We start from the raw sequence: 20,945 nt of genomic DNA on the forward strand, positions 1-20,945 counted from the left end.
TGGAATAATAATACCTACTTTTTCTTACTTTCCTCTATTTGCCTGTCTGGTAAATCTACATCTTTTCCGGCCCCCTTTGCAATAACATCTTTTTCATTTGACAGATTGTTTGCTACATCTTTAGTTGGTTTTACAGAGGAGGATGTAGGATTTGAAAATTTAATCTTATTTTTTACTAAGTATATCTGCAGCAATGCATCATAGCGAACGCCACTTATTGATTTAAGTCCTAAAAGCCTATTTTCTTTTCCTTCTTTTAAGGTTTTCTGCTCCTGCATGGAGAGTTTAACTCCTTTCACAATTTGAGTATTTTAGTGTTTATATCCGGACTTATTTCATTTTTTAATTGAGCTGGAAGATAATGAAGTTTCAGTCCTACAGAACCATCAGGATTTTTCTCCAAATGAAGAAGCTGCATAATATTTCATTTTACCATCTTTACCTGTGACGCTCAGGTTTTAACTGGATTAGTTTTCTCGCCTTTCAATAATCTATCTAATTACAAATAATGCCCTTATTATCAATTAATTATAATTGCTTAGGTTATTAGAGGCACGTACAAACGACTTATTTAATGCAACCACTATATTATATTCATATATGCCTTCTCACGGTATCTATAACATCAATAATCAAAAATGTAATGCACAAATAAAAAAACCACTTATGAATTTTCATCATAAGTAGTTGATCTTCAAGTGGGCCAGTCTGGGCTCGAACCAGCCCCCCTGATTATGAGAGAGGTGCATCTATACTGATATTCAGGCACTTATATAGCATAGATCTGACATAGGTCTCAAAAAATAATTTTTAAATTTATTTTTTATGTCTTTTCGCTATGAAAAATGACCAACTAAGCCAAGCTCATGCAGCTTTAAGTTTCAGCACTACCTGTCAAAAGATTGGTCTCTTCCCTCCTACCATTTTTAGTTACAAATAGTAAGTTCATCTTTTAAACTACCAAATATAAACTATTCTTGTAACAGAATGGCTGCGTGGCTGTTGCACATCCTTAACTTTTAATTTTGGCTTATGAAGTGTAAATTCATGAATGGTAGGCAAAAGAAAATTTATCAAGGATTGCCTTTCACAGGCCATAGAGGACTATGTTCCAAAAAATAATTTCTACCGACGTTTAAAGCCGTTGTTAGACTTGACCTTCTTACACAAAGCGGTAGCCCCTTATTATGGCAAGTGTGGGCAAAAGTCAATAGATCCAGTCGTATTTTTCAAGTTACAATTGGTGGCCCATTTTGAAAACTTGTGTTCCGAGCGGGCTCTTATCAAAAAGAGTCAAATGCGACTAGATATTCTTTATTTCCTAGATTATCGGCTTGGGGAGCGTTTACCTGGACCTGAAATAAGATTTCATCTTAGGTCCGTCACAGTACTTTATCCCGTACACGGAAGCGATTACCAAGTAGTGTGTTTGAAGCTTGTTTTCAGAGGATACTCTCTAAGTGTGTAGAAGCAGGGATAGTTAGTGGGCATACACAGGTAGTAGACGCTGCTTTTGTTGAGGCAAATGCCTCATTAGATACCTTTAAGCGAAAAGCTATACTAGCATGGCAGTTACTCAAGGGAGAGGCTAAACAAATTGACACTGCTGATCTTTCAGAGTTAAAACCTCCCTTCACTGCTATGGAGAAAATAGCAAAGCCTACAAAGAAAGGAAGAAACAACACGACTCATCAAAGTCTGACAGACAATGATGCACGTATCAATCAAATGGAGAATCCGGAGCATGCTGACCCCTTTTGAAGCCCCGGATTCCGGCAAGTAAGTAGCTAAAAAGCTGCAGATTATGTCATTCCGGCAGATATTGACCCCACTTTTGAGCAGCTATAGCTACTAATTCCGGACTCTACCAGCCCTTGCAGGAAAGATTCCGGACGATGCTGACCCCCTTCTGCTCGTAAAAGACTACAGGATTTGGTTCTTTGGTGATCACTTACCAAACAGAGCACCGATGGCTGGAAAACCAAAACCTATGAGTCAGATCAAACAACTACTGCTGCTGCATCAGCAAGGTAAAGGCATTAAGTTCATTGCCCGCAGTCTTTCCCTGAGCAAGAATACGGTCAAGGCGTATCTTGCCAAAACAGCCCTGCTGCCATTAAGCGTGGAGCAACTGCTGTCCCTAGCCGATCCGCTGCTGGAAGCAAAATACCATGCCGGTAATCCTGCCTACAAAGACACCCGCTTTGACCACTTCAAAGAAAAGCTCGACTACTTTGCCTCAGAACTCAAGCAGGTAGGTGTCAACAGAAGATTGCTGTGGGAAGAGTATAAAAAAGAGTATGCCCAAGGCTACGGCTACTCCCAGTTCTGTTTCCACCTCTCTCAGCAGTTATTGGCCCGTAAACCTACCATGGTCCTAACTCACAAAGCGGCTGAAAAACTATTTATCGATTTTGCCGGAAAAAAGCTTTCCTACATTGACAAAGACACCGGCGAAGTGATCTATTGTCAAGTGTTTGCGGCTTGTCTGCCTTATTCTGACTACAGCTTTGCCATGGCTGTTCCCAGTCAAAATATAGAAGACTTCCTGTATGCCCTCCGGTGCTGTTTAGAAGAGATCGGTGGTGTGCCAAAGGTGCTGGTACCGGATAACTTAAAGTCTGCCATTGTGAAAGCCAGTCCCTATGAACCGGATGTTAATCGTGCCATGGAAGATTTTGCTAATCATTATGGGGCAGTGGTGATTCCGGCCAGAGTGCGTAAACCACAGGACAAGGCCTTGGTAGAAAACGGGGTAAAGCTGATCTATAACAGGGTCTATGCTAAACTGCGCCATCAACAGTTCTTTGATCTTTCCTCCCTCAATAAAGCCATCAAGGAGAAAATCCGTGAACATAATCAAACCAGGATGCAAAAGAAGCCCTACTGCAGACAAGAAAAATTCTTAGCCGATGAAAAACACCTACTTGGGCCACTGCCAGACTATAGTTTTGAACTCAAGTATTACCGGGAGTTGAAAGTGGCCCAGAACAACCACATCTACCTGGCTCAGGATAAACATTACTACAGTGTACCCTACACTTACATTGGCTTGCAGGTAAAAGTGATCTACACCCGCTCGATGGTGCATATCTACAGCAAAGGCGAGCAAATAGCTTTGCATGTGAGAGATTACCGCATGGGCAGCTATACCACTATCAAAGAACACCTGTGTTCCCACCATCGGCACTACCTGGAACGTAGCCCGGAATACTACCTGAAAAAAGCCCAAAGTAAATCAGAAGAGTTCTACAAGCTTTTGGAAGGACTCTTCCAGCAGAAACGCTATCCTGAGCAGCTATACCGCACCTGTGATGGCTTGTTGCGCCTGGCAAGCAGAAGTGATGCAGATAGCTTCCGCAAAGCATGTTTGATTGCTATTGAACATGGCAATTACACCTACCGCTTTATGCGCAACCTACTGGAAAACAACATGGTGCATGACCAGGAGCAGATTATAGAACGGTCCTTGCCGGAACATACTAACATCCGGGGCAAAGAGTATTATACCCAATTTTTATCCACCCTCAACTAATCTACTCCTAACTAACAAAACAGATGATGCAAATCCAATCCCAACTCAGTCAGTTGCAACTCCACGGAATGAGTCGCAGCTGGCAGGCACTGCTAGAGACAAGAAAATGCCATGAACTCTCCTTGAGCGAGGGACTCGAACTACTGCTGCAGGCAGAAGAAAATGAGCGAAAGGAACGAAAGTTCCGCCGCTTGCAGCGCAATGCTTTTTTCCGCTACCAGGCTTCTATAGAAGAATTGCAGCCGGGTAGCGCACGTGGCTTAGATAAATCCCTGCTCAACGGGCTGGCCACAGGAGAGTACTTAATCAAAGGGGAGTCCATCCTGATTAGCGGTGCTACTGGAGCAGGCAAAAGTTTTTTAGCTTCTGCTTTAGGACACCAGGCCTGTGCACAGGGATATTCAGTAGCTTATTTTAATGTAGCTAAACTGCTGCTGAAAACAAAGATGGCCCGGGTAGATGGCAGCTTAATCAAGTTCTTTGAGAAGCTATCCAAAACCCGCTTACTGATTTTGGATGACTTTGGCTTAACCCCTTTAGAAGCAGGACAGCGATTAGACCTGATGGAGATGATCGAAGACCGCCATGCCCGTGCCTCTACCATTATTGCTTCTCAACTACCGGTCAGCAGCTGGTATGAAGTAATTGGGGAAGCAACTATTGCCGATGCCATCCTCGACCGGCTGCTGCATACCTCTTACCGAATAGAGTTGAAAGGTGAAAGTTTAAGAAAAAAACACTAACATTGTCAGACCATCGGGTTCTTTGAACCACTTCCTTTTTGGTGTGTCAGTATCGCCAAAGGGGGTCAACATCACCGGAATATCCAATCAAAAGCCTGGTAAGCCCTCTCGCCTATATTATCTGTCTAGCATGGCTGTAGATTCCTATAAACATGTAATTACGCATATAGAGGCAAATTTGGCCGATGAACGTGATTCTAAACATCTACTACCTATTGTAGACAAGCTATCATATACACTAAATCACTACGGGCTACCGATCCAATATTTACTAGCCGATGGAGGCTTTGGCTCAGGCCAGAATGGACCTGCTACGTGCCTGAGCATCGGCTCCATGCTTCTTTAGAGGCACGCCATATTAAAGGCTTCATTTCTTTACCTGGTAGTTATCATCCCAATTGACCACGGAATCGGGTCAATGAAGAGAAGGATTTAGGTATGATGCTATAAAGAATGCCTATGTATGCCGCAATGAAAAACTGCTCTACTATCATGGTATTAGAATGGAAAATGGCTTTGCCACTCATTACTACCATGCCAGAGTAAAAGAATGTGGAGTGTGTGCTTTTAAAAAGCAATGTTGTGGCAATAAAAGGCGACAAAGCCTCACTTTCAGTGTCTATCGTCACTATCATCAGCGTATGCAGCAGCGCATAGAAAGCAAAGAAGGCAAGAGAATGAAAAGACGCAGAATGGCCACGGTAGAACCTGTTTTTGGCAGTTTACTTAACTATTATGGCATGAAAAGAAGCAATGCAAAAGGCAAACAAGCCGCTCACAAAATGATGCTTATGGCCGCTTGTGCCTATAATCTGCAAAAGCTAATTACTTGCTTTAACCATCCAAGAGCCAAAGCTCAAGTCCTCCCTCTTGGGCAAGAACTTGCCCTTTATTTTATCCTTCTGTACGTTGTGCAACAGCCACCTGCCTTTGAAGTAACTCTACCCTTTATTGATGAGTATGCCCTCCCTGCTAAATCAGCCATATTGGCAGCAGTTACAAAAACTGGTTAAAAAATCAAAGTTACGTTAGCTAATTTTCATGAGTTTTTGTTACTACCTATTTTTACCATAGAATACCGTATTCTACATAAAAATCTACAAATTTATTTTCTACAATTTTGATTTGTAGATAAAATTCAACTATTACCTTGATACACTTTTTTAATTCCAAGCTTCTTCATTTTAGAGTTCAAAGTAGTTGGCGGTACATTCAGCAATTGAGCTGCACCACCTTCACCCCAAATTCTTCCATTGCATTTTTTCAAAACTTCAATGATATGTTCTCTTTCATTTTCATCAATAGTCTTTATATGCCCTTTATCAGGCATGTTTAGCTCAGTGGGATTAATATTTAAAAATCCAATATCCTCTATAATAGTCCCTTTTGTGAGAAGTATGCTCCTTTCAATAAAATGTTCCAATTCCCTGATATTTCCTGGCCAGTTATACGCCATTAAAGTATCTAAAACCTTACTGGATAAGCCGGTGATTTTCTTTCCAGTTTTCCGGTTATAGTGTTGAATAAAATGTGTGGTCAGGTCCATAATATCTTCTTTACGTTCTCTTAACGGAGGGAGTGTGATGGGAAACACATTGAGCCGATAGTATAAATCAAGGCGAAAACGACCTTGAGCTACTTCTTTTTCCAAATTGCGGTTGGTAGCAGCAACAATGCGTACATCAATCTTAATAGAGGAGCGTCCTCCAATCCGATCAATCTCCTTCTCCTGTAAAACTCGCAGCAGTTTGACTTGCATATCCAGGGGCATTTCCCCAATCTCATCTAAAAAAATAGTTCCTCCGGTCGCCAGCTCAAATTTACCAATCCGTCTATCGGTGGCACCAGTAAAAGCTCCTTTTTCATGACCAAACAGCTCTGACTCGATGAGTGTTGCAGGTAATGTAGCACAATTTACCCTTATTAATGGTTTGAGCTTACGGGGTGAGTAGGTATGGATGCAGTTAGCAATTCTTTCTTTACCAGTGCCGCTTTCACCTAATATGAGCACAGAGGTGTCTGAAGGTGCCACCATCATTATATGATCAAAAACATTTAACAGCTGATGACTGCTTCCAATGATGCCATCAAATAAAGGAATACTACCCTTTTTTTGGCTATCTAATGAAGAATTATTGTTTAATTTAAGGTCAAACCTATTCTCCTTACTCAATACACGACCCACAGCTGTAGCGAGGAATGGTTGCAATCGGCTTACTAATGATAAGTGTTGTGCCTGATAGGCATCCAGACGGCGGCTATAAAAGGAAAAATGAAACAATTGACCATTTGGCAACAGTATGGGAAATACCAGGTAGGAATTCATCTCAAAGGTATCTGCAATCAGCAGCTGTATACAAGGTTGTACGCACAATTGTTTAAAAGCCGTCGCCTCATACCTTGTGGCAGTAGTATCCTGATGTGTTTGTGATTGCAAAGCTACCAGCTCATGGCGTTTTAGGTTGGTTATAACCATAAGTTCGTTTACGCCGATCACCTGGTATTCATCAAACCCAATCCTTAAAAATCCAACATCGTTATACGAAGTCTCTAATTTATTATAAATCCCTGCCGACAAATATTCAAAAGGAATAAATGGTTGAATCCCCTTACCTGCTTTCAGTAACTTTTGTTCCCAGCTAATGGCTTCATTAAATATTGGAAGGAGTTGTTTTTGCAGTTGAGATTCCCGGCCAGAACTTGAATCCCTAGTATGTGCATGACGATAACGGGCAATTTCTAAGGTAACCAGTACATCTTTTTCCCGGAATGGTTTGACTAAGAAGCCATCCGGCTGCGTCTCCTTAGCAGCAGAAAGTACCTCCTGGTTGGAATTGGCAGAAAGATAGACAAAAGGAATATTGAGTTCATTAAGCTGTTTAGCAAGGTCTATACCGGTGAGCGGACCTTTTAAGAAAATATCGAGTAGAACTATATCAGGTTTCTCTTCTTGAATACATTCAAGTGCTTTGGATACTGCACGGGCAATACCTGTAACCCGGTAACCTGCTTTTTGAAGTATTAACCGGAGATCGTTAGCTTCTACAAACTGATCTTCTACAATTAGCACAGTCTCTTTCATAAATCAACAGTTTCTAAAGGTATTTCCGAATTGATTGATCCTATATATTGCCTTATTGCTGGGGTGTAAGCAAAGCATAGGAGAATAGTTGTGCCCGTATGACTTTCTATTGAAAAACTACCATCGATATCTTCACTAAGCCCCCGCATTAGGCTCATACCTAATGAATTATTTTGATTTTTATCAAAATGAGCAGGTAAGCCAATCCCATTATCTGTAATACTTAGCTGATACAGATCCTGTATTGTATGCTTGAGTAAAATAGTGATCTGCCCTTCTCTTTTAGCAGGGAAAGCATATTTGATGGCATTAGTAATGGCTTCATTCAAAATCAATCCCAGCGGCACTGCATAGGATACATCCATCTTGACCGGATCAATTTGGATGTCAAACCGGATTCGCTGAGATGTATCAAAAAAATCCCGCAAGTATTCTACCAGTTCACTTATATAAGTAGGTATATCAATACTTGACAAATTTTCAGATTGATAGAGCTTTTGATGAATCAAGGAAATGGCCTGTACCCGGTGCTGGCTATCCCGAATGGCTAACATGGCTGCATCATTATCAATATAGGCAGATTGGGAATTGAGTAAGCTCATTACGATTTGCAAGTTATTTTTTACTCGGTGATGGATCTCTTTCAACAACCATTCCTTCTCGGTCACCAGATGCTGCAGCGAAACATTTTTTGCATTAATCTCCTTCTGCTGGGCTTCCAATTTTTGACTGCTGCGTTGTTTGAGCCGGTAGCGGTTGTAGAGTAGGCCCGTAATGATAAGTAGCAGCGCAATTCCACCAAAAGTGACATTTCTGACAAAATTAGCTTGTTGCAATTGGTTTTGTTGCAGCAGCCCCTGTTTGGTCAGCAGTTGAATGTTTTGCTTCTGGAGTTTGATATCCTGGTCTTTCCTCTCGGTTTCGTACTGAATCTGCAGCTGGGCAATCTGTTTACTTTTAGATTCATTAAATAAAGAATCGTTTAGGGCCTTGTGCTGCTGGTAGTGGACAATTGCGGATGGATAGCGGCCTTGGGCAGAGTCAAGTTTAAACCAATATAAATGATTGCTTGACAAACTGGTTAGCGCACCTGATTTCTCAGCAAGTGCTTTATGTAATGGTAAGTATTTGTAAGCCTGCTCATACTGCTGACTAACCAGAAAAAAATTGATGGCAAAACCATATGCAAACATCTGTGTTTCATGATTAACAGATTTTGAACCTTCCACTAATGATAATAAGGCACTACAATATTGTCCGGCTAATTTGTAGTTCTTGAGAAGTATATAAATAGAAACAAAATCGAAATTAATAAAGATTCTTCTTTCAATATCTGTTACGGGATACTTCTTTAAAATATCCTGCAGAAAAGTCTGTGCCTGTAAAGGCTGGTTAAGCTTTAGTAAGGTATGAACAATATTGGAAGATAGTATATGTATGCTATTTATATCATTGTATTTTTTTGCAATCTGAAGGGATTTTTCAAAATAATTCCTTGCTTGTTCATGTTCATTCATCCCATGATAGGTTCTCCCAATTCTGTTGTAAATGGTAGCTAATTGCATTGTTGTATCCTGGGCTTGTTCAGCAGTTTTAAGAGCTAACATGCCATATTTGATGGCTTCTTTATAATCGCCAATTGAAGATGAAACATCACCTAGTAAATCATAAATGCCCTGTAATCTAGGATGATTGATGGACTGATATACTTGCAGTGCCTCTTTCAGTAAGGCTAAAGATTTAAAAGTGTTCCCCTGAATCTGGTAGAGGTCACCTATTTCTTTTAAACAATCTGCTACTTTTAATTTGTTGCCGGCTTGCTGAAAAGTGGATAAGGCCATTTCACTCCATTTTATTCTTTCATTCATTTCAGGGCCGGATAGACCATAATAGCCTCCAAGATCAAAGTATGCTTCTCCTAGGTCATTCAGATAATGGTAGGTGTCAAAAAGTTGAATGGCTTTGTTAACATATTCCTTTCCCTTATCTGTTTTCCCTTGTTTTCGATAAATTTTTGCTAAGATCCGGTAACTGTTAGCCTGGCCATGGTAGAAGCGTAATGCCATACTTAAATTTTCTGCCTGCCGGACTCTGGCTACTGCGCTATCAAGTTCTGCACTAGGCGTATCTGTTTTGTTAAGATAATAGCTGCCAAGTTCCAGAAGCAAACGAACCCGATTGGTATCTGCCTTACTTTGTTGTAGTAGCAATTCCAATTCCTGGTATGACTTACCTGATTGTGCTTGAGCAAAAACAGGCAAGAAGGTAAAAATTAAAAAACAGGTTTTTAGTAGCTTATTCATCATCTTATCTTTTTCTTCTTATTTCACATAAAATACACCAATTCACTATAGTATCTGTCTGGAACGGCAATGAGTTAAAATAATATAGAATAATTTGCTGTTTTCTAGCAAGTTATCTTAAAAGATGGGACTTTGAAGTAATAGAATTTTTCTTCAGCAGTTGAATATACATCCTATAATCATCTGTTATAGTATTCATCCACTACTTTATTTCGCTGCCCTCCTCCCAATTCAACGAAATATCGTTGTGGTACTTCTTTTAAAATTACACAAATATTTGAATTTCAGTCTATTGCAATAATGGTATGTGGTTTGGGTAAGGTTGCTAAACAATCAAGTATCAGGAGTAACTCAACTAGGCAAAAATAGCTGATAATCAAGTAAACATTTCCCGGATACTTATTTACAACACATTCTAATCAAGATAAACGTGAAAATTAGCAACACAAAAAACATTGTATTTATTACTGGTGCATTTGTGAGCAATGAGAGCTGGAATGAATGGATACCCTACTTTGAAAGCAAAGGCTATAGCTCCATAGCCCCACCCTGGCCGCATAAGGATGCCCCAGCCGAAGTATTACGTAACCGGCATCCAGATAGTGAAATAGCTTCCAACCGGTTACAAGGACTGATAGATTACTATGTGGGCATAATCGGACAACTGAAAGTAAAACCCATTCTGATTGGTCATTCTATAGGTGGACTGCTAGTGCAACTCTTATTACAGCGTGGATTAGGGATAGCTGGAATAGCCATTCATTCGGTTCCACCCCAGGGATTGATCACTTTTAAATGGTCATTTTTAAAAGCAGGATGGGGTCCGTTGGGTTTTTTCACTTCAACCAAGAAGTCATACCTGATGTCTTTTAAGGAATGGCAGTATGCTTTTACCAATGGCATGTCTTTAGAACAGCAAAAAGCATCGTATTATCAACTGGCCATACCCGAATCAAAATTAATCGTGCGGGACACGATCACTAATGTAGCAAAAGTAGATTTTAACAAACCACACGCTCCACTATTACTACTTTCCGGTAGTGATGATCACACCATACCGGCTTCTCTCAACTATGCAAACTACAGCAAATACAATCACAGTAATTCAGTGACTGATTACAAAGAATTTAAGGGGCGCAATCATTTTGTACTAGGGCAACCTACATGGAAAGAAAATGCAGACTACATACTAGACTGGATAAGTAAGGTCATACACTAGGTTGTTGTAAAACCTTTGAACAGGCACAATTCATTTGATGAATAACCATTCGCTTTCCATCATCCCAAAGGTTGATCATATCATACAGGAAGATCAGTAAGAAAAACCTAATCAAATAATCACCATAAAACATACGAAAATGAAACCATTACTGAGAAGAATTTATCAGGTCTTGATACCTGCGATTATTATCCTGATGAGTGCATTGATCTCATCCATCCCATCAGTTGCCCAAACTGGTAAGGACGCTAAAAATATTGTGATCGTTCATGGTGCTTTTGCAGATGGGTCTGGCTGGGAAAATGTGTTTAAAATACTTCATAGCCGGGGATATCATGTTACTATGGTACAAAACCCTTTAACCTCACTTGAGGATGATGTTGAAGCTACTAACCGGGCGCTGCAAAAGCAGGATGGGCCGGTAGTTTTAGTAGGTCATTCATGGGGCGGTACTGTCATTACCCAAGCCGGTATCTCTCCAAAGGTGGTAAGTCTGGTATACGTGGCTGCTTTTGCACCTCAGATAGGTGAATCCACACTGGATTTAGTTAAAACAGCTCCTGCATCGGCTGAAAACGGCATTCTCCCTCCTGATGAAAATGGATTTATCTCTTATGACCAGGCAAAATTTCATGCCGGTTTCGCAGCCGATGTAAGCAAAGAAAAGGCAGACTTCATGTTCGCTTCCCAGGGACCGATTGCTGCAAAAGCTTTTACTACACCAGTTACACAAGCCGCCTGGCAAACCAAACCTTCCTTTGCCATTGTACCCACGGAAGATAAAAGTATCAATCCTGCCATCTTACGCAATATGTACAAAAGAGCTGGGTCCGTAGTGACAGAGCTAAAGGGAAGCCACACCTTTTTTATAACTAAATCTAAAGAAGTAGCTGATGTAATTGAAACTGCTGCCAAAGCTACAGTGAAATGATGATGAACAACAAAAAACAACCTATACAATCAATCTCATACCCTTAAAGAACAAAACTATGCTTACGATCAAAACACAAACTACCAGTCAATCACCTAGGATTTTAAGACTTCTGCCCCTTTTACTGTTGCTTCTAGTAGGTGCTTGTAATACTAAGGAGAAAAGTGCACAAGAAACCACTCAGGAAACAGCCCCTGTTATTCCAGTTGCGAATACTTCTACGCCTGTCCTTATGCCTGCTTCACCCCCGGCAAATTTCAAACACCAGATGGCAAATGTAAATGGGTTAAATATCCATTATGTTATTGGAGGGCAGGGTGAGCCTTTGGTATTGGTACATGGCTTTGGCCAGAACTGGTATATGTGGAACCGCTTGCTGCCAGAGCTTTCCAAACACTTTACTGTCATTGCACCTGACCTGAGAGGGGTAGGAGAATCAGACAAACCACAGTCAGGCTATGATAAAAAAACAATGGCAACAGATATCCATGAACTGGTGAAAAAACTGGGCTATAAAAGCATTAACCTGGCTGGTCATGATATAGGTTTAATGGTTGCCTATGCCTATGCCGTTCAGTATCCAGAGGAAGTAAAAAAGATCGCTTTAATGGATGCACTGATTCCAGGAGTTGAGCCGGTATGGAAACAAATTTCAACTACGGTATGGCACTTTGGCTTTTTTGCAAGACCTGTAGCAGGCGACCTGGTAGCCGGGCAGGAAAGAGAATTTCTCACTGATTTCTGGCCGACGGTAGGGTATGTTAAAAATCCATTTACCAAAGAAGAATCCGATGAGTTTATCCGTGCCTATGCTACAAAAGGGTCTACCACGGGCAGTTTTCACTGGTTTAAATCTTTTCCGCAGGATGTTGAAGATAATCATGCCTTTATGAAGCAAAAAATCAATATGCCTTTACTGGCCATGGGAGGCGAATACTTCAGTGCTCCTTTTTTGGCTGATCATTCCCGGTTAGTAGCCAGCAATGTACAGGAGACGAAAATCATGGGTGCAGGACACTGGCTGGTGCAAGAGCAAACAGCGCAGGTACAAAAAGGATTACTGGACTTTTTTCTAGCCAAATAAACATCACTTGTATGTATAAGCTACTTTTGCTGCCGCTTTTGCTGGTGGCCCTGATAGCCTCTGCCCAGAAAAATGCAGACCTGATTATCTACAATGGAAAAATAGCTACCATGGTAAAGCCGGGGGAGTTCACAGAGGCTGTGGCTATCAAAGATGGGATCATTCTGGAGGTAGGCAATTCGAGGCAAGTGCTTTCCCTGTACAAAAATCCAAAAACAGTTCTCATTGATGCCGGAGGTAAAACCGTTGTTCCGGGCTTAAATGACAGTCATATCCATCTAATTCGGGAAGGGTTGAATTTCAATAGTGAACTACGGTGGGATGGCGTAAAAACCCTTAAAAGGGGTATGGAAATGCTCAAAGAACAGGCAGCAAGAACTCCTGAAGGGGTGTGGATAAAAGTAATAGGAGGATGGAATGAGTTTCAGTTTGAAGAACAGCGGCAACCCACAATAGAGGAGATCAATGCCGCTGTACCGGATAAGCCTGTTTTTATCACCTATCTATATGGTAAAGCTTTTCTGAACAAAAAAGGCATTGAGGTATTAGGTTATAACAAAAATACCCACTACGAAGGTAGCCTCCTTGAACTAAACGAAGCAGGTAATCTAACCGGGCTGATGTATGCCAAAGAGACGCCTAAAGCTATTTACTCTACCCTAGCTTTAACTACTAAGCTTTCAAGCGAGGAACAACGCAACAGCACGCTTCAGTTTTATAGGGAATTGAACCGCTTTGGTCTCACAAGTGCTGTTGATGCAGCCGGGGGAGGACAAAACTACTCGGAAGATTACGGAATAGCCCTTGAGCTTGCAAAGCAAGGAAAACTTACCATGCGAACTTCTTATTATTTGTTTGCCCAGCAGAAGGGCCGGGAATTACAGGATTACCAGAAGTGGGCCGAAACAACGCATCTCAACAAAAATGACCATATGCTGCTTGCTAATGGGTATTCACCCGAAGGGGCAGGTGAACACATGGTAGCTAGTGCCGCAGATTTTGAAAATTTCTTAGAACCTCGCATTGTCCTTTCTAGTGAAATGGAAGCTGATCTGGAGCCTATTATCCGGTTGCTTGTTAAGAACAGATGGCCTTTCCGGCTGCATGCCACTTACGGAGAATCCATTGAAAGAATGCTTACCGTTTTTGAAAAGGTAAATGCTGATACTCCTTTTAATGGCTTACGGTGGTGTTTCGATCATGCAGAAACTATTACCGAAAAGCAACTCCAACGAGTAAAAGAGTTAGGGGGAGGCATTGCCGTGCAGTTCAGAATGTATTTCCAGGGAGAATTATACAAGAAAATGTATGGACAACCTTCTACGCAGATCCCCCAATCCGCAGTATGCTCGCCTTGGGCATACCCGTGGGGATGGGAACAGATGCTCCCAGAATTTCTACCTATAATCCATGGATGGCCTTGCACTGGCTCATTACCGGGCAGACCATTGGTGGCATGCAGTTCTGGCCCAAAGAACAAGTACTGGACCGCTTTACTGCCCTGCAAATATACACGTCAGGAAATGCCTGGTTCTCTGGAGAGGAAAAACTAAAAGGGAAAATCACAAAAGGCATGTATGGGGATGTAGTCATATTGTCAGAGGATTATTTTTCTGCAAGCACCGAAGAGATAAAAAAGATAGAATCCCTGATGACAGTAGTGAATGGAAAGATTGTATACGCATCGGGAAATTATAGCCAGCACAACCCGCCCATTCCGGAGGTAATTCCAGCCTGGTCACCGGTTAAACATTTTGGTGGCTACCAGAAATAGATCTATTCACTCTAAGTTCTTTATCCATGAAAAATATATGTTTATTTTCTCTGTTAAGTCTGGTTTGTATCTTATTATTTCCTGTTCTGGCTGCCGCACAGTTCCCCTTGCCCCACAAGTGCCTATCTGGGATGCTAATCGGGTGGAGTTAACACTACACAAAATAAAAGAAGATGTGTATGCCATTATCCCCAAAAGTGCCGCACAGGAAACATCTAAAGGTATTCCGCAAGCAACTACTGGTGGATTTGTTATTGGGGAGAAAGGGGTATTGCTGATTGAAACTATGCTCACTAAACGGTTATTTGACCAGCAAATCAAACTCTTACGGTCTGTCACACAAAAGCCCATTTTATATGCAGTAAACACCAGTGACCATGGCGATCATTGTTTTACCAATTATTTACTACCTTCTTCTACCATCATCATTCAGAATGAATTTGCAAAAGAGAACCTGTCCAAAAATTATGAAGGCATCAAGCAGTTTATGGTGAGGCTGTTTGGGAAAGACCGAGGCATTGAAGCGACAAAATACCGACCTGCAGATATCACCATTGCAAAAAACAATACCCTCAAAATTGATTTAGGTAATGGAAAAATAGTTGAATTTCTCAATGCAGGCACAGCGCAGTCGCCAGCCGACCTTTTTGTATGGCTACCTTCTGCCAAGGTTTTCTGGGCAGGTAATCCTTTTATAGCTGAAAGTCCCACCATCCCCTGGCTATTTGACGGGTATTTCTTAGAGCCTGCCGATAACCTGAAAAAGATGTATGACCTTTTACCTGAAGATGCCATTGTGGTTCCAGGCCACGGGCGGATTACTAATAAAGCGGGCATCAAGTATACCCTGGATTATGTCGCTTCCTTGAAAGAAAACATTGAAGAGGCAGTAAATAAAGGTATGACACTTGAACAAACCAGGCAGTCGGTAACGATGCGTGAATTTGACAAAGGTTATGTGCTGTTTGACTGGCTGCATTCCAATTTTAATCTCCCCAGCGCTTATAAAGACATTAGCGGGAGTAAAATCAAATAACATTTCAAGGCAGCTATTCTGATCTGATAGAATCGTGGGTGGCTTTGTACTCAAGATTCAAAATTGAAAACAAATCATCACAAAAATGCATCTTTAAAATTCTTAGTCATGAGAAAGCAATTTCTTCTTTTGCTCACAGTAATACTGGCATTCAATTGCTTTTCACAGGATATTCCTTCTTTTAAATCGCTCCGGTATGAGGAAGAGTATGCGTATCTGGCAACAGATAGCAGCAACCATTGGTATAAAAAAACAAAATATCAATCCCTTTCAAAAAATGCAGGTACGTATTTTTCATTTGGGGGAGATATTCGGTACCAATATTTTCGCTTTAAAAACGAAGATTGGGGAGAAGCGCCAAAGGATAAAGATGGATATATTCTCACCCGGTATCTGGCGCACGCAGATTTTCATGCCGGAAGAAATTTCAGGGCGTTTGTTCAACTCCAAAGCAGCTTTGCTAATGGGAGGGAAACAACCCCCTCGCCAGTTGAAGAGAATGAGCTCAATTTTCACCAGGCATTTGTAGATATTTCAATGCCATTAGGTTCATCAAAATCCTTCACTGCCAGGCTTGGCCGCCAGGAGTTATCATATGGCTCACAGCGACTGGTCTCTGTTCGGGAAGGCCCCAATAACCGCCAATCATTTGATGCAGCAAAGCTGATATATAAAGCAATGAAGTGGAAGGCGGATATCTTTTTTGCTCATTACGTGCTTTCTAAACGGAAGATATTTGCCGATGGATTTAATAAGAATACTAAATTCTGGGGTGTATACGCTACAAGCAGTAGAATACCGGTTTTTCAGAATATGGATTTGTATTATTTCGGCCTCTGGAAGCGGCAGGCAACTTTTGACGATGGTAAAGCCCGGGAGTTGCGTCATTCTATTGGCAGTAGGATCTGGAAAAGCAACAATAACTTCAGGTACGATATAGAGGGGGTATACCAATTCGGAGGGTTTGGCGATAAGCAAATTGGGGCATGGACTCTTTCTTTAAACACAGGCTATACATTTGCTCAAACAATCTTGAGACCGGAGATAGGGCTGAAAACTGAATTAATAAGTGGCGATGCTGCTTTTGAGGATAATAAATTACAAACATTCAATCCCTTATTTCCAAGAGGTGGCTATTTTGGCCTTGCCGCATTGATAGGTCCGTCCAATTTGTTTGATATACACCCTTCATTGTCTCTCGAATTAACAAAGAAAGTTTCTCTGAACATGGATTACGACATTTTCTGGAGACACAGTAATAATGACGGTATATATGGCCCGAATGTATCTATGATTTATTCCGGACAAAATATCGGGGATAAGTTTATTGGAACACAGTTTTCAACAGATCTTGAGTATACACCCAACAATTTCTTGTATTTCAGAGGAGAGTTTACCTGGTTTAATGCAGGTGATTTTCTAAAAAAGGCAGGCCCAGGAAAGGATATATTATTTACAGCGGTAACTGCCCAACTCAAATTTTAATCAGCATATAAAGCTTAAAAATTCAGATTGTGAGAGGAAGAGCGTTTCTTAACCTTATCTGAAAAATAGTGTCCTATAACATTCATACAAAACAAATCATGAAAAACACAATGATAGGTATGCTGCTAACAGCAGCTGTTCTCCTTATTGCTGGTGCTTGCTCAAAAGATGAGCCCTCCCCCTCAACAACTTTTGTATTGGTGCATGGTGCCTGGCAAGGTCCTTATGTATGGCAATATGTAAAAGAAGGATTAGAGAAAAAAGGGCACAAAGTGCTAGTTGTGGAATTGCCGGCTCATGGCAATGATAATACCTCTCCGGCCAATGTATCCATGGATAGCTACAGAGATAAGGTAATAGAAGCCATCCATTCTACAAATGGGAAAGTTGTATTGGTTGGCCATAGTCTGGCAGGGATGGTAATTTCTGCTACTGCTGAGAAAATTCCTTCAAGGATTAATAAATTAGTCTACTTGGCAGCCTTCATACCCGTTAGTGGTCAAAATTTACTTGAACTAGCAAGTGCAGATGCACAATCTCAATTAGGTCCATCTTTAGTGCCTTCTGCTGACGGGCTGACTTTAGATATCAAGTCAGAAAACCGTGTAGCAATTTTCTGCCAGGATGGATCAGAGACAAACAAAAAACTTCTAATTGATAACTTTCGGGTAGAGCCTGCTATTCCATTTGGCACTCCAGTTTCACTCACTGATGCAGCCTTTGGAAAGGTAGCCAAATATTATATCTACACGACTGAAGATAAAGCAATTGGCATAGACCTGCAAAAACAAATGGCGTCTGCGGCTGGCATCTCTAAAGTGTATTCGGTTACAAGTGGCCATAGCCCTTTTCTGTCCACACCTGATGCACTAACAGGCATCCTTCTGGACATAGTTAAATAAGCGATTGCCCTCCCAGCAACTTAACCTAAAAACTATGGCTACTAAAAATACAAGTATATCTAACAAAAGAACCGGAGAAAAAATCACATGGCTTGAGACATCTATGGACACCAAAGGTAAATGGCTTTCTTTTCAATTTGAGGTAGCTCCAGGTGGAAATTTACCCGTTACTCATTATCACCCAAACCAAAAGGAAACTCTCTGGATCAACAAAGGTATTTCATGGTAAGCTTATCCGGAAAAGTCCATACACTAATTGCAGGCGAAAAATTAGTTATTCCAAAAGGCGTTCCTCACCGCTGGTGGAATCATTCCTTAAGTGAGGTAGCTGAGATGAAAGTTATTTTTGAACCAGCTTTAAATACAGAAACATTTTTGGAGCAATTTTATGGACTGAGCAATGATGATAAAACCAAAAAAGATGGGTCTCCACATTTTCTGCAACTTATGACATGGGTCAATGAGTACCAGGTATTTATCCAAGGGCCTCCTTTGCAACTTCAGGTGTTAATGGGATACATACTGGGTGGTATTGGCCGCTTGTTAGGCTTTAAAAATATTATCCTCAATACAGCCAGTAGCTACAATCAACCAAGGATAGTAGCAGGAGTAACTAGTGTTCTAGCAATTTAATTTCATGTATTAATTTTGCTAATTTCTATGTATCTGTTTTTTAGTTTTACACGAGCTTTCTCAGTTGTAAACGACCAGTTGACTTTTACCGCTTTTAGATTTCGATTCTTTTGCCAAATAAGAGTCTCGGATTCAAGTATTTCCTGATTTGCGATTCGTCTGTCTAAGCACTGGCGTGCAAGGGATGAAAATTCCATTTCTGCCATGTTTAACCACGAGCCGTGTTTAGGTGTAAAATGGAATTCCAGCTTATTTTTGAGTTGCCGGGCCTCTTCGAAGGGTAAATTTTCATAAAATGCCCCATAGGAATGGGTTTGATAATTATCCTGAACAAGTTTGATTTTAGTTTCAGTTGGATAATGTTCTTTGACCACCCACTGCATAAAGTGGCTATAATCAGCTTTAGTTTTTGTGGTGGTAACCTTTATATGCCGTTGCCCGGTATCCATATTGTAAGCCAGTAGCACATTACAAACGCCATTTCTTAGGTATTCCTGATGTTGTTTTTGTGTGCAATTAGCTTTAGCCGGAATGGGTGTCAACACATGGTCAATAAGTTGACAAGGACGTTCATCAAAGCATAAACGGACAATCCCTTCCTCTTGAGGTTGAGCGTACAAATCTAAAACATCTTCCATAGTGGCAACATATTCGCCATTGATGATACCAATGCACCACATTTGCTTTAACCAAGGCTTAAGCCTGCTTTTTTTAAAACTTGCCGGATGGATTCATTGGATATAGTTTCAACATAGTTAAGTTCAACAAGTTTTTCATTCAATAAGGATAAAGTCCAATGGGCAGAGCCGGCAGGCGACTCACTGCAAGCCATACTGGTAATCTGTGCTTCCAAGCGTTCTGTAATGATGGGAGGTTGACCACTTCTGGGGCGTTCTTCCAAGGCATTAGAAAGGCCTCCGGCAAAATATCGCTTTTTAATGCGGTAATAATGATTACTGTCAATGCCTACTTCTGATTGAACTTCAATCCTTGATTTACCTGAATTCATTAGTAACAAGGCTCTTGCACGAGTTATTTTGCGACTCTTGTGCGTTCCTTTTTTTATAATTGAGCTCAGTTCGGTTTTTTCTGATTCTGACAAACTTACTTTAGTAGCGATCCGTGCCATGAGAATAAAAAGTTTATCCTCAAAATTAATAACTAAAATTAAATTGCTAAAACACTAGTTTGACTTTCTCTGGTATAAAATAACTTTATTTAGATGAATGATTTTGATAGAATATTTATAGGGTAAATAAAATCAATGATGATTGAAAAAGAACACTATGTGGTAGAGGTTACAGGTGAAGGCATCATACCGGTCAGCGAAAAAGAGACCCTACTGGAAGCAGCACTTCTAGCCCGTATTCCTATCTTTCATGAATGTGGAGGAAATGCTAGATGTTCCACTTGTAGGGTGTTAGTGTTAGAAGAAGCACACGCATTATCACCTCCCAATGAAAAAGAAAAAATGTTAAGTGATCAGATGCGATTTCCGCCTAATGTACGGCTCGCCTGCCAAACCAGGGTAAAGGGAAAAGATGTAAAAGTATCCCGTATCATCCGGGATAAGAGCGATATTAGTTTATATGTAGGATCAAATGCCGGAGAATCCACTCAACAAATAGGAGAAGAAAAGGAGCTGGCTCTTTTTTTTCTTGACATTCGCAATTTTACAGCTTTTGTAGAAACACGTTTTCCTTTTGATGTCATCCATATTATCAGAAAGCTTTTTACTACTTTTCTGGAAAAGGTTGAACAGAATCATGGAAAAATCATTGAAACGTCTGGAGATGGCCTGTATGCAGTATTTGGATTCGATCAGGACCCGGAAACGGCTGTTGACTGGGCAGTAAAAGCAGGCTTTTCAATCCTTTCAGGCCTGGAAGATTTGAATGAGAACTATTTTAAGATATATTTTAACCAGATTATAGAAATTGGCATTGGTATAAATGCAGGCATAGCTGTAGGAGGGAATATTAGACTTGGAAAGGAGAATCGCATGGTGGTAATGGGTCATGCGGTAAATATTGCTGCCCGTTTGCAAAATGCCACTAAAGAATTGAATAATAATTTTATTATATCAGCCGATGCTTTTAAACTATTATCCACTCCGCCTCATCATTATCAAACAACTTTTATTTCGCTAAAAGGAGTGAGCAGCCCTTTACAAGTATATTTACTTGGTGAACACTATTTGTAAACTTCCCCTAAAAGG

The 20,945-nt window shown here is 40.8% G+C and carries 20 protein-coding genes and 1 pseudogene; 16 read left to right on the forward strand and 5 right to left on the reverse strand.

All coding sequences use genetic code 11. The features are described from left to right. Positions 1 to 14: 14 nt before the first annotated feature. Positions 15 to 299, reverse strand: coding sequence for a DUF3945 domain-containing protein (locus GXP67_RS09925; protein ID WP_162442993.1), 285 nt, complete (start codon positions 297 to 299; stop codon positions 15 to 17). Positions 300 to 1,051: 752 nt separating this feature from the next. On the opposite strand from GXP67_RS09925, the gene GXP67_RS38240 reads away from it, so the two are divergent. The 6 genes from GXP67_RS38240 to GXP67_RS09955 all read left to right on the forward strand — a co-directional run bounded on the left by GXP67_RS38240 (position 1,052) and on the right by GXP67_RS09955 (position 5,291). Continuing rightward, positions 1,052 to 1,468 carry a transposase gene (locus GXP67_RS38240; protein WP_162441319.1) on the forward strand — a complete coding sequence of 139 codons (417 nt, stop codon included), beginning with the start codon at positions 1,052 to 1,054 and terminating at the stop codon, positions 1,466 to 1,468. Next, positions 1,426 to 1,761 carry a hypothetical protein gene (locus tag GXP67_RS09935; protein ID WP_162442994.1) on the forward strand — a complete coding sequence of 112 codons (336 nt, stop codon included), beginning with the start codon at positions 1,426 to 1,428 and terminating at the stop codon, positions 1,759 to 1,761. Before GXP67_RS38240 ends, GXP67_RS09935 begins: the two co-directional genes overlap by 43 nt. Before the next feature lie 208 nt (positions 1,762 to 1,969). Further along, positions 1,970 to 3,535 carry an IS21 family transposase gene (gene istA / locus GXP67_RS09940; RefSeq protein WP_162442237.1) on the forward strand — a complete coding sequence of 522 codons (1,566 nt, stop codon included), beginning with the start codon at positions 1,970 to 1,972 and terminating at the stop codon, positions 3,533 to 3,535. Positions 3,536 to 3,558: 23 nt separating this feature from the next. Continuing rightward, on the forward strand, positions 3,559 to 4,278 hold the full coding sequence (istB, locus tag GXP67_RS09945) for an IS21-like element helper ATPase IstB (protein WP_162442236.1): 720 nt from the start codon (positions 3,559 to 3,561) through the stop codon (positions 4,276 to 4,278). Between the two features lie 130 nt (positions 4,279 to 4,408). Continuing rightward, positions 4,409 to 4,624 (forward strand): hypothetical protein, encoded by a 216-nt coding sequence (locus tag GXP67_RS09950; RefSeq protein WP_162442995.1) that lies wholly within the window; start codon positions 4,409 to 4,411, stop codon positions 4,622 to 4,624. Positions 4,625 to 4,781: 157 nt separating this feature from the next. Next, positions 4,782 to 5,291: a transposase gene (locus GXP67_RS09955; protein ID WP_162442996.1), complete on the forward strand. Its 510-nt coding sequence runs from the start codon at positions 4,782 to 4,784 to the stop codon at positions 5,289 to 5,291. A 125-nt stretch (positions 5,292 to 5,416) separates the two neighbouring features. On the opposite strand, the gene GXP67_RS09960 is transcribed toward GXP67_RS09955, so the two are convergent. Both GXP67_RS09960 and GXP67_RS09965 read right to left on the reverse strand, forming a co-directional pair. After that, the gene (locus GXP67_RS09960; RefSeq protein WP_162442997.1) at positions 5,417 to 7,360 is read right to left on the reverse strand and encodes a sigma 54-interacting response regulator; all 1,944 of its coding nucleotides are present in this window, start codon (positions 7,358 to 7,360) and stop codon (positions 5,417 to 5,419) included. Further along, complete coding sequence (locus tag GXP67_RS09965) at positions 7,357 to 9,621, reverse strand: tetratricopeptide repeat-containing sensor histidine kinase (protein WP_162442998.1); 2,265 nt, start codon at positions 9,619 to 9,621, stop codon at positions 7,357 to 7,359. The genes GXP67_RS09960 and GXP67_RS09965 overlap by 4 nt, the downstream gene beginning before the upstream one ends. Positions 9,622 to 10,093: 472 nt before the next feature. Here GXP67_RS09965 and GXP67_RS09970 point away from each other — a divergent pair, with 472 nt between their 5' ends. The 9 genes and pseudogenes from GXP67_RS09970 (at position 10,094) to GXP67_RS10010 (ending at position 18,727) form a co-directional block, all read left to right on the forward strand. Continuing rightward, on the forward strand, positions 10,094 to 10,882 hold the full coding sequence (locus GXP67_RS09970) for an alpha/beta fold hydrolase (protein WP_162442999.1): 789 nt from the start codon (positions 10,094 to 10,096) through the stop codon (positions 10,880 to 10,882). Between the two features lie 139 nt (positions 10,883 to 11,021). Beyond that, the gene (locus tag GXP67_RS09975) at positions 11,022 to 11,813 is read left to right on the forward strand and encodes an alpha/beta fold hydrolase (protein WP_162443000.1); all 792 of its coding nucleotides are present in this window, start codon (positions 11,022 to 11,024) and stop codon (positions 11,811 to 11,813) included. A 58-nt stretch (positions 11,814 to 11,871) separates the two neighbouring features. Next, a complete protein-coding gene (locus GXP67_RS09980) occupies positions 11,872 to 12,897 on the forward strand; it encodes an alpha/beta fold hydrolase (RefSeq protein ID WP_162443001.1) in 1,026 nt (341 codons plus the stop codon). 110 nt (positions 12,898 to 13,007) lie between these two features. After that, positions 13,008 to 14,671 (forward strand): annotated as a pseudogene (locus tag GXP67_RS09985) (amidohydrolase). Between the two features lie 37 nt (positions 14,672 to 14,708). After that, positions 14,709 to 15,707, forward strand: a complete 999-nt coding sequence (locus tag GXP67_RS09990) for an MBL fold metallo-hydrolase (protein WP_162443002.1) — start codon at positions 14,709 to 14,711, stop codon at positions 15,705 to 15,707. Positions 15,708 to 15,815: 108 nt separating this feature from the next. Continuing rightward, positions 15,816 to 17,192 (forward strand): alginate export family protein, encoded by a 1,377-nt coding sequence (locus GXP67_RS09995; protein ID WP_162443003.1) that lies wholly within the window; start codon positions 15,816 to 15,818, stop codon positions 17,190 to 17,192. A gap of 98 nt (positions 17,193 to 17,290) precedes the next feature. Beyond that, positions 17,291 to 18,094, forward strand: coding sequence for an alpha/beta fold hydrolase (locus tag GXP67_RS10000; RefSeq protein WP_232065091.1), 804 nt, complete (start codon positions 17,291 to 17,293; stop codon positions 18,092 to 18,094). 34 nt (positions 18,095 to 18,128) lie between these two features. Next, entirely contained in the window at positions 18,129 to 18,323 is a 195-nt protein-coding gene (locus GXP67_RS10005) for a cupin domain-containing protein (protein WP_162443004.1), read from the forward strand. Beyond that, entirely contained in the window at positions 18,317 to 18,727 is a 411-nt protein-coding gene (locus tag GXP67_RS10010; RefSeq protein ID WP_162443005.1) for a cupin domain-containing protein, read from the forward strand. The genes GXP67_RS10005 and GXP67_RS10010 overlap by 7 nt, the downstream gene beginning before the upstream one ends. Before the next feature lie 2 nt (positions 18,728 to 18,729). Here the strand turns inward: GXP67_RS10010 and GXP67_RS10015 are convergent, their stop codons facing one another. Both GXP67_RS10015 and GXP67_RS10020 read right to left on the reverse strand, forming a co-directional pair. Next, on the reverse strand, positions 18,730 to 19,407 hold the full coding sequence (locus GXP67_RS10015; RefSeq protein ID WP_162442409.1) for an IS630 family transposase: 678 nt from the start codon (positions 19,405 to 19,407) through the stop codon (positions 18,730 to 18,732). 5 nt (positions 19,408 to 19,412) lie between these two features. After that, the gene (locus tag GXP67_RS10020; RefSeq protein ID WP_162442408.1) at positions 19,413 to 19,856 is read right to left on the reverse strand and encodes a helix-turn-helix domain-containing protein; all 444 of its coding nucleotides are present in this window, start codon (positions 19,854 to 19,856) and stop codon (positions 19,413 to 19,415) included. A 135-nt stretch (positions 19,857 to 19,991) separates the two neighbouring features. Here GXP67_RS10020 and GXP67_RS10025 point away from each other — a divergent pair, with 135 nt between their 5' ends. Beyond that, a complete protein-coding gene (locus GXP67_RS10025; RefSeq protein ID WP_162443006.1) occupies positions 19,992 to 20,930 on the forward strand; it encodes an adenylate/guanylate cyclase domain-containing protein in 939 nt (312 codons plus the stop codon). The last annotated feature ends 15 nt before the right edge of the window (positions 20,931 to 20,945 follow it).

It is taken from the genome of Rhodocytophaga rosea (genome assembly GCF_010119975.1).
GTDB lineage: Bacteria > Bacteroidota > Bacteroidia > Cytophagales > 172606-1 > Rhodocytophaga > Rhodocytophaga rosea.

Coding starts and splice junctions, on each gene's coding strand:
- GXP67_RS09990 (WP_162443002.1), top strand. CDS start 14,709: ATGTTTATTTTCTCTGTTAAGTCTGGTTTGTATCTTATTATTTCCTGT.
- GXP67_RS10025 (WP_162443006.1), top strand. CDS start 19,992: ATGATGATTGAAAAAGAACACTATGTGGTAGAGGTTACAGGTGAAGGC.
- GXP67_RS09995 (WP_162443003.1), top strand. CDS start 15,816: ATGAGAAAGCAATTTCTTCTTTTGCTCACAGTAATACTGGCATTCAAT.
- GXP67_RS09980 (WP_162443001.1), top strand. CDS start 11,872: ATGCTTACGATCAAAACACAAACTACCAGTCAATCACCTAGGATTTTA.
- GXP67_RS09960 (WP_162442997.1), bottom strand. CDS start 7,360: ATGAAAGAGACTGTGCTAATTGTAGAAGATCAGTTTGTAGAAGCTAAC.
- GXP67_RS10005 (WP_162443004.1), top strand. CDS start 18,129: ATGGCTACTAAAAATACAAGTATATCTAACAAAAGAACCGGAGAAAAA.
- GXP67_RS38240 (WP_162441319.1), top strand. CDS start 1,052: ATGGTAGGCAAAAGAAAATTTATCAAGGATTGCCTTTCACAGGCCATA.
- GXP67_RS10015 (WP_162442409.1), bottom strand. CDS start 19,407: ATGTGGTGCATTGGTATCATCAATGGCGAATATGTTGCCACTATGGAA.
- GXP67_RS09975 (WP_162443000.1), top strand. CDS start 11,022: ATGAAACCATTACTGAGAAGAATTTATCAGGTCTTGATACCTGCGATT.
- GXP67_RS09955 (WP_162442996.1), top strand. CDS start 4,782: ATGGAAAATGGCTTTGCCACTCATTACTACCATGCCAGAGTAAAAGAA.
- GXP67_RS10000 (WP_232065091.1), top strand. CDS start 17,291: ATGAAAAACACAATGATAGGTATGCTGCTAACAGCAGCTGTTCTCCTT.
- istA (WP_162442237.1), top strand. CDS start 1,970: ATGGCTGGAAAACCAAAACCTATGAGTCAGATCAAACAACTACTGCTG.
- GXP67_RS09950 (WP_162442995.1), top strand. CDS start 4,409: ATGGCTGTAGATTCCTATAAACATGTAATTACGCATATAGAGGCAAAT.
- istB (WP_162442236.1), top strand. CDS start 3,559: ATGATGCAAATCCAATCCCAACTCAGTCAGTTGCAACTCCACGGAATG.
- GXP67_RS10020 (WP_162442408.1), bottom strand. CDS start 19,856: ATGGCACGGATCGCTACTAAAGTAAGTTTGTCAGAATCAGAAAAAACC.
- GXP67_RS10010 (WP_162443005.1), top strand. CDS start 18,317: ATGGTAAGCTTATCCGGAAAAGTCCATACACTAATTGCAGGCGAAAAA.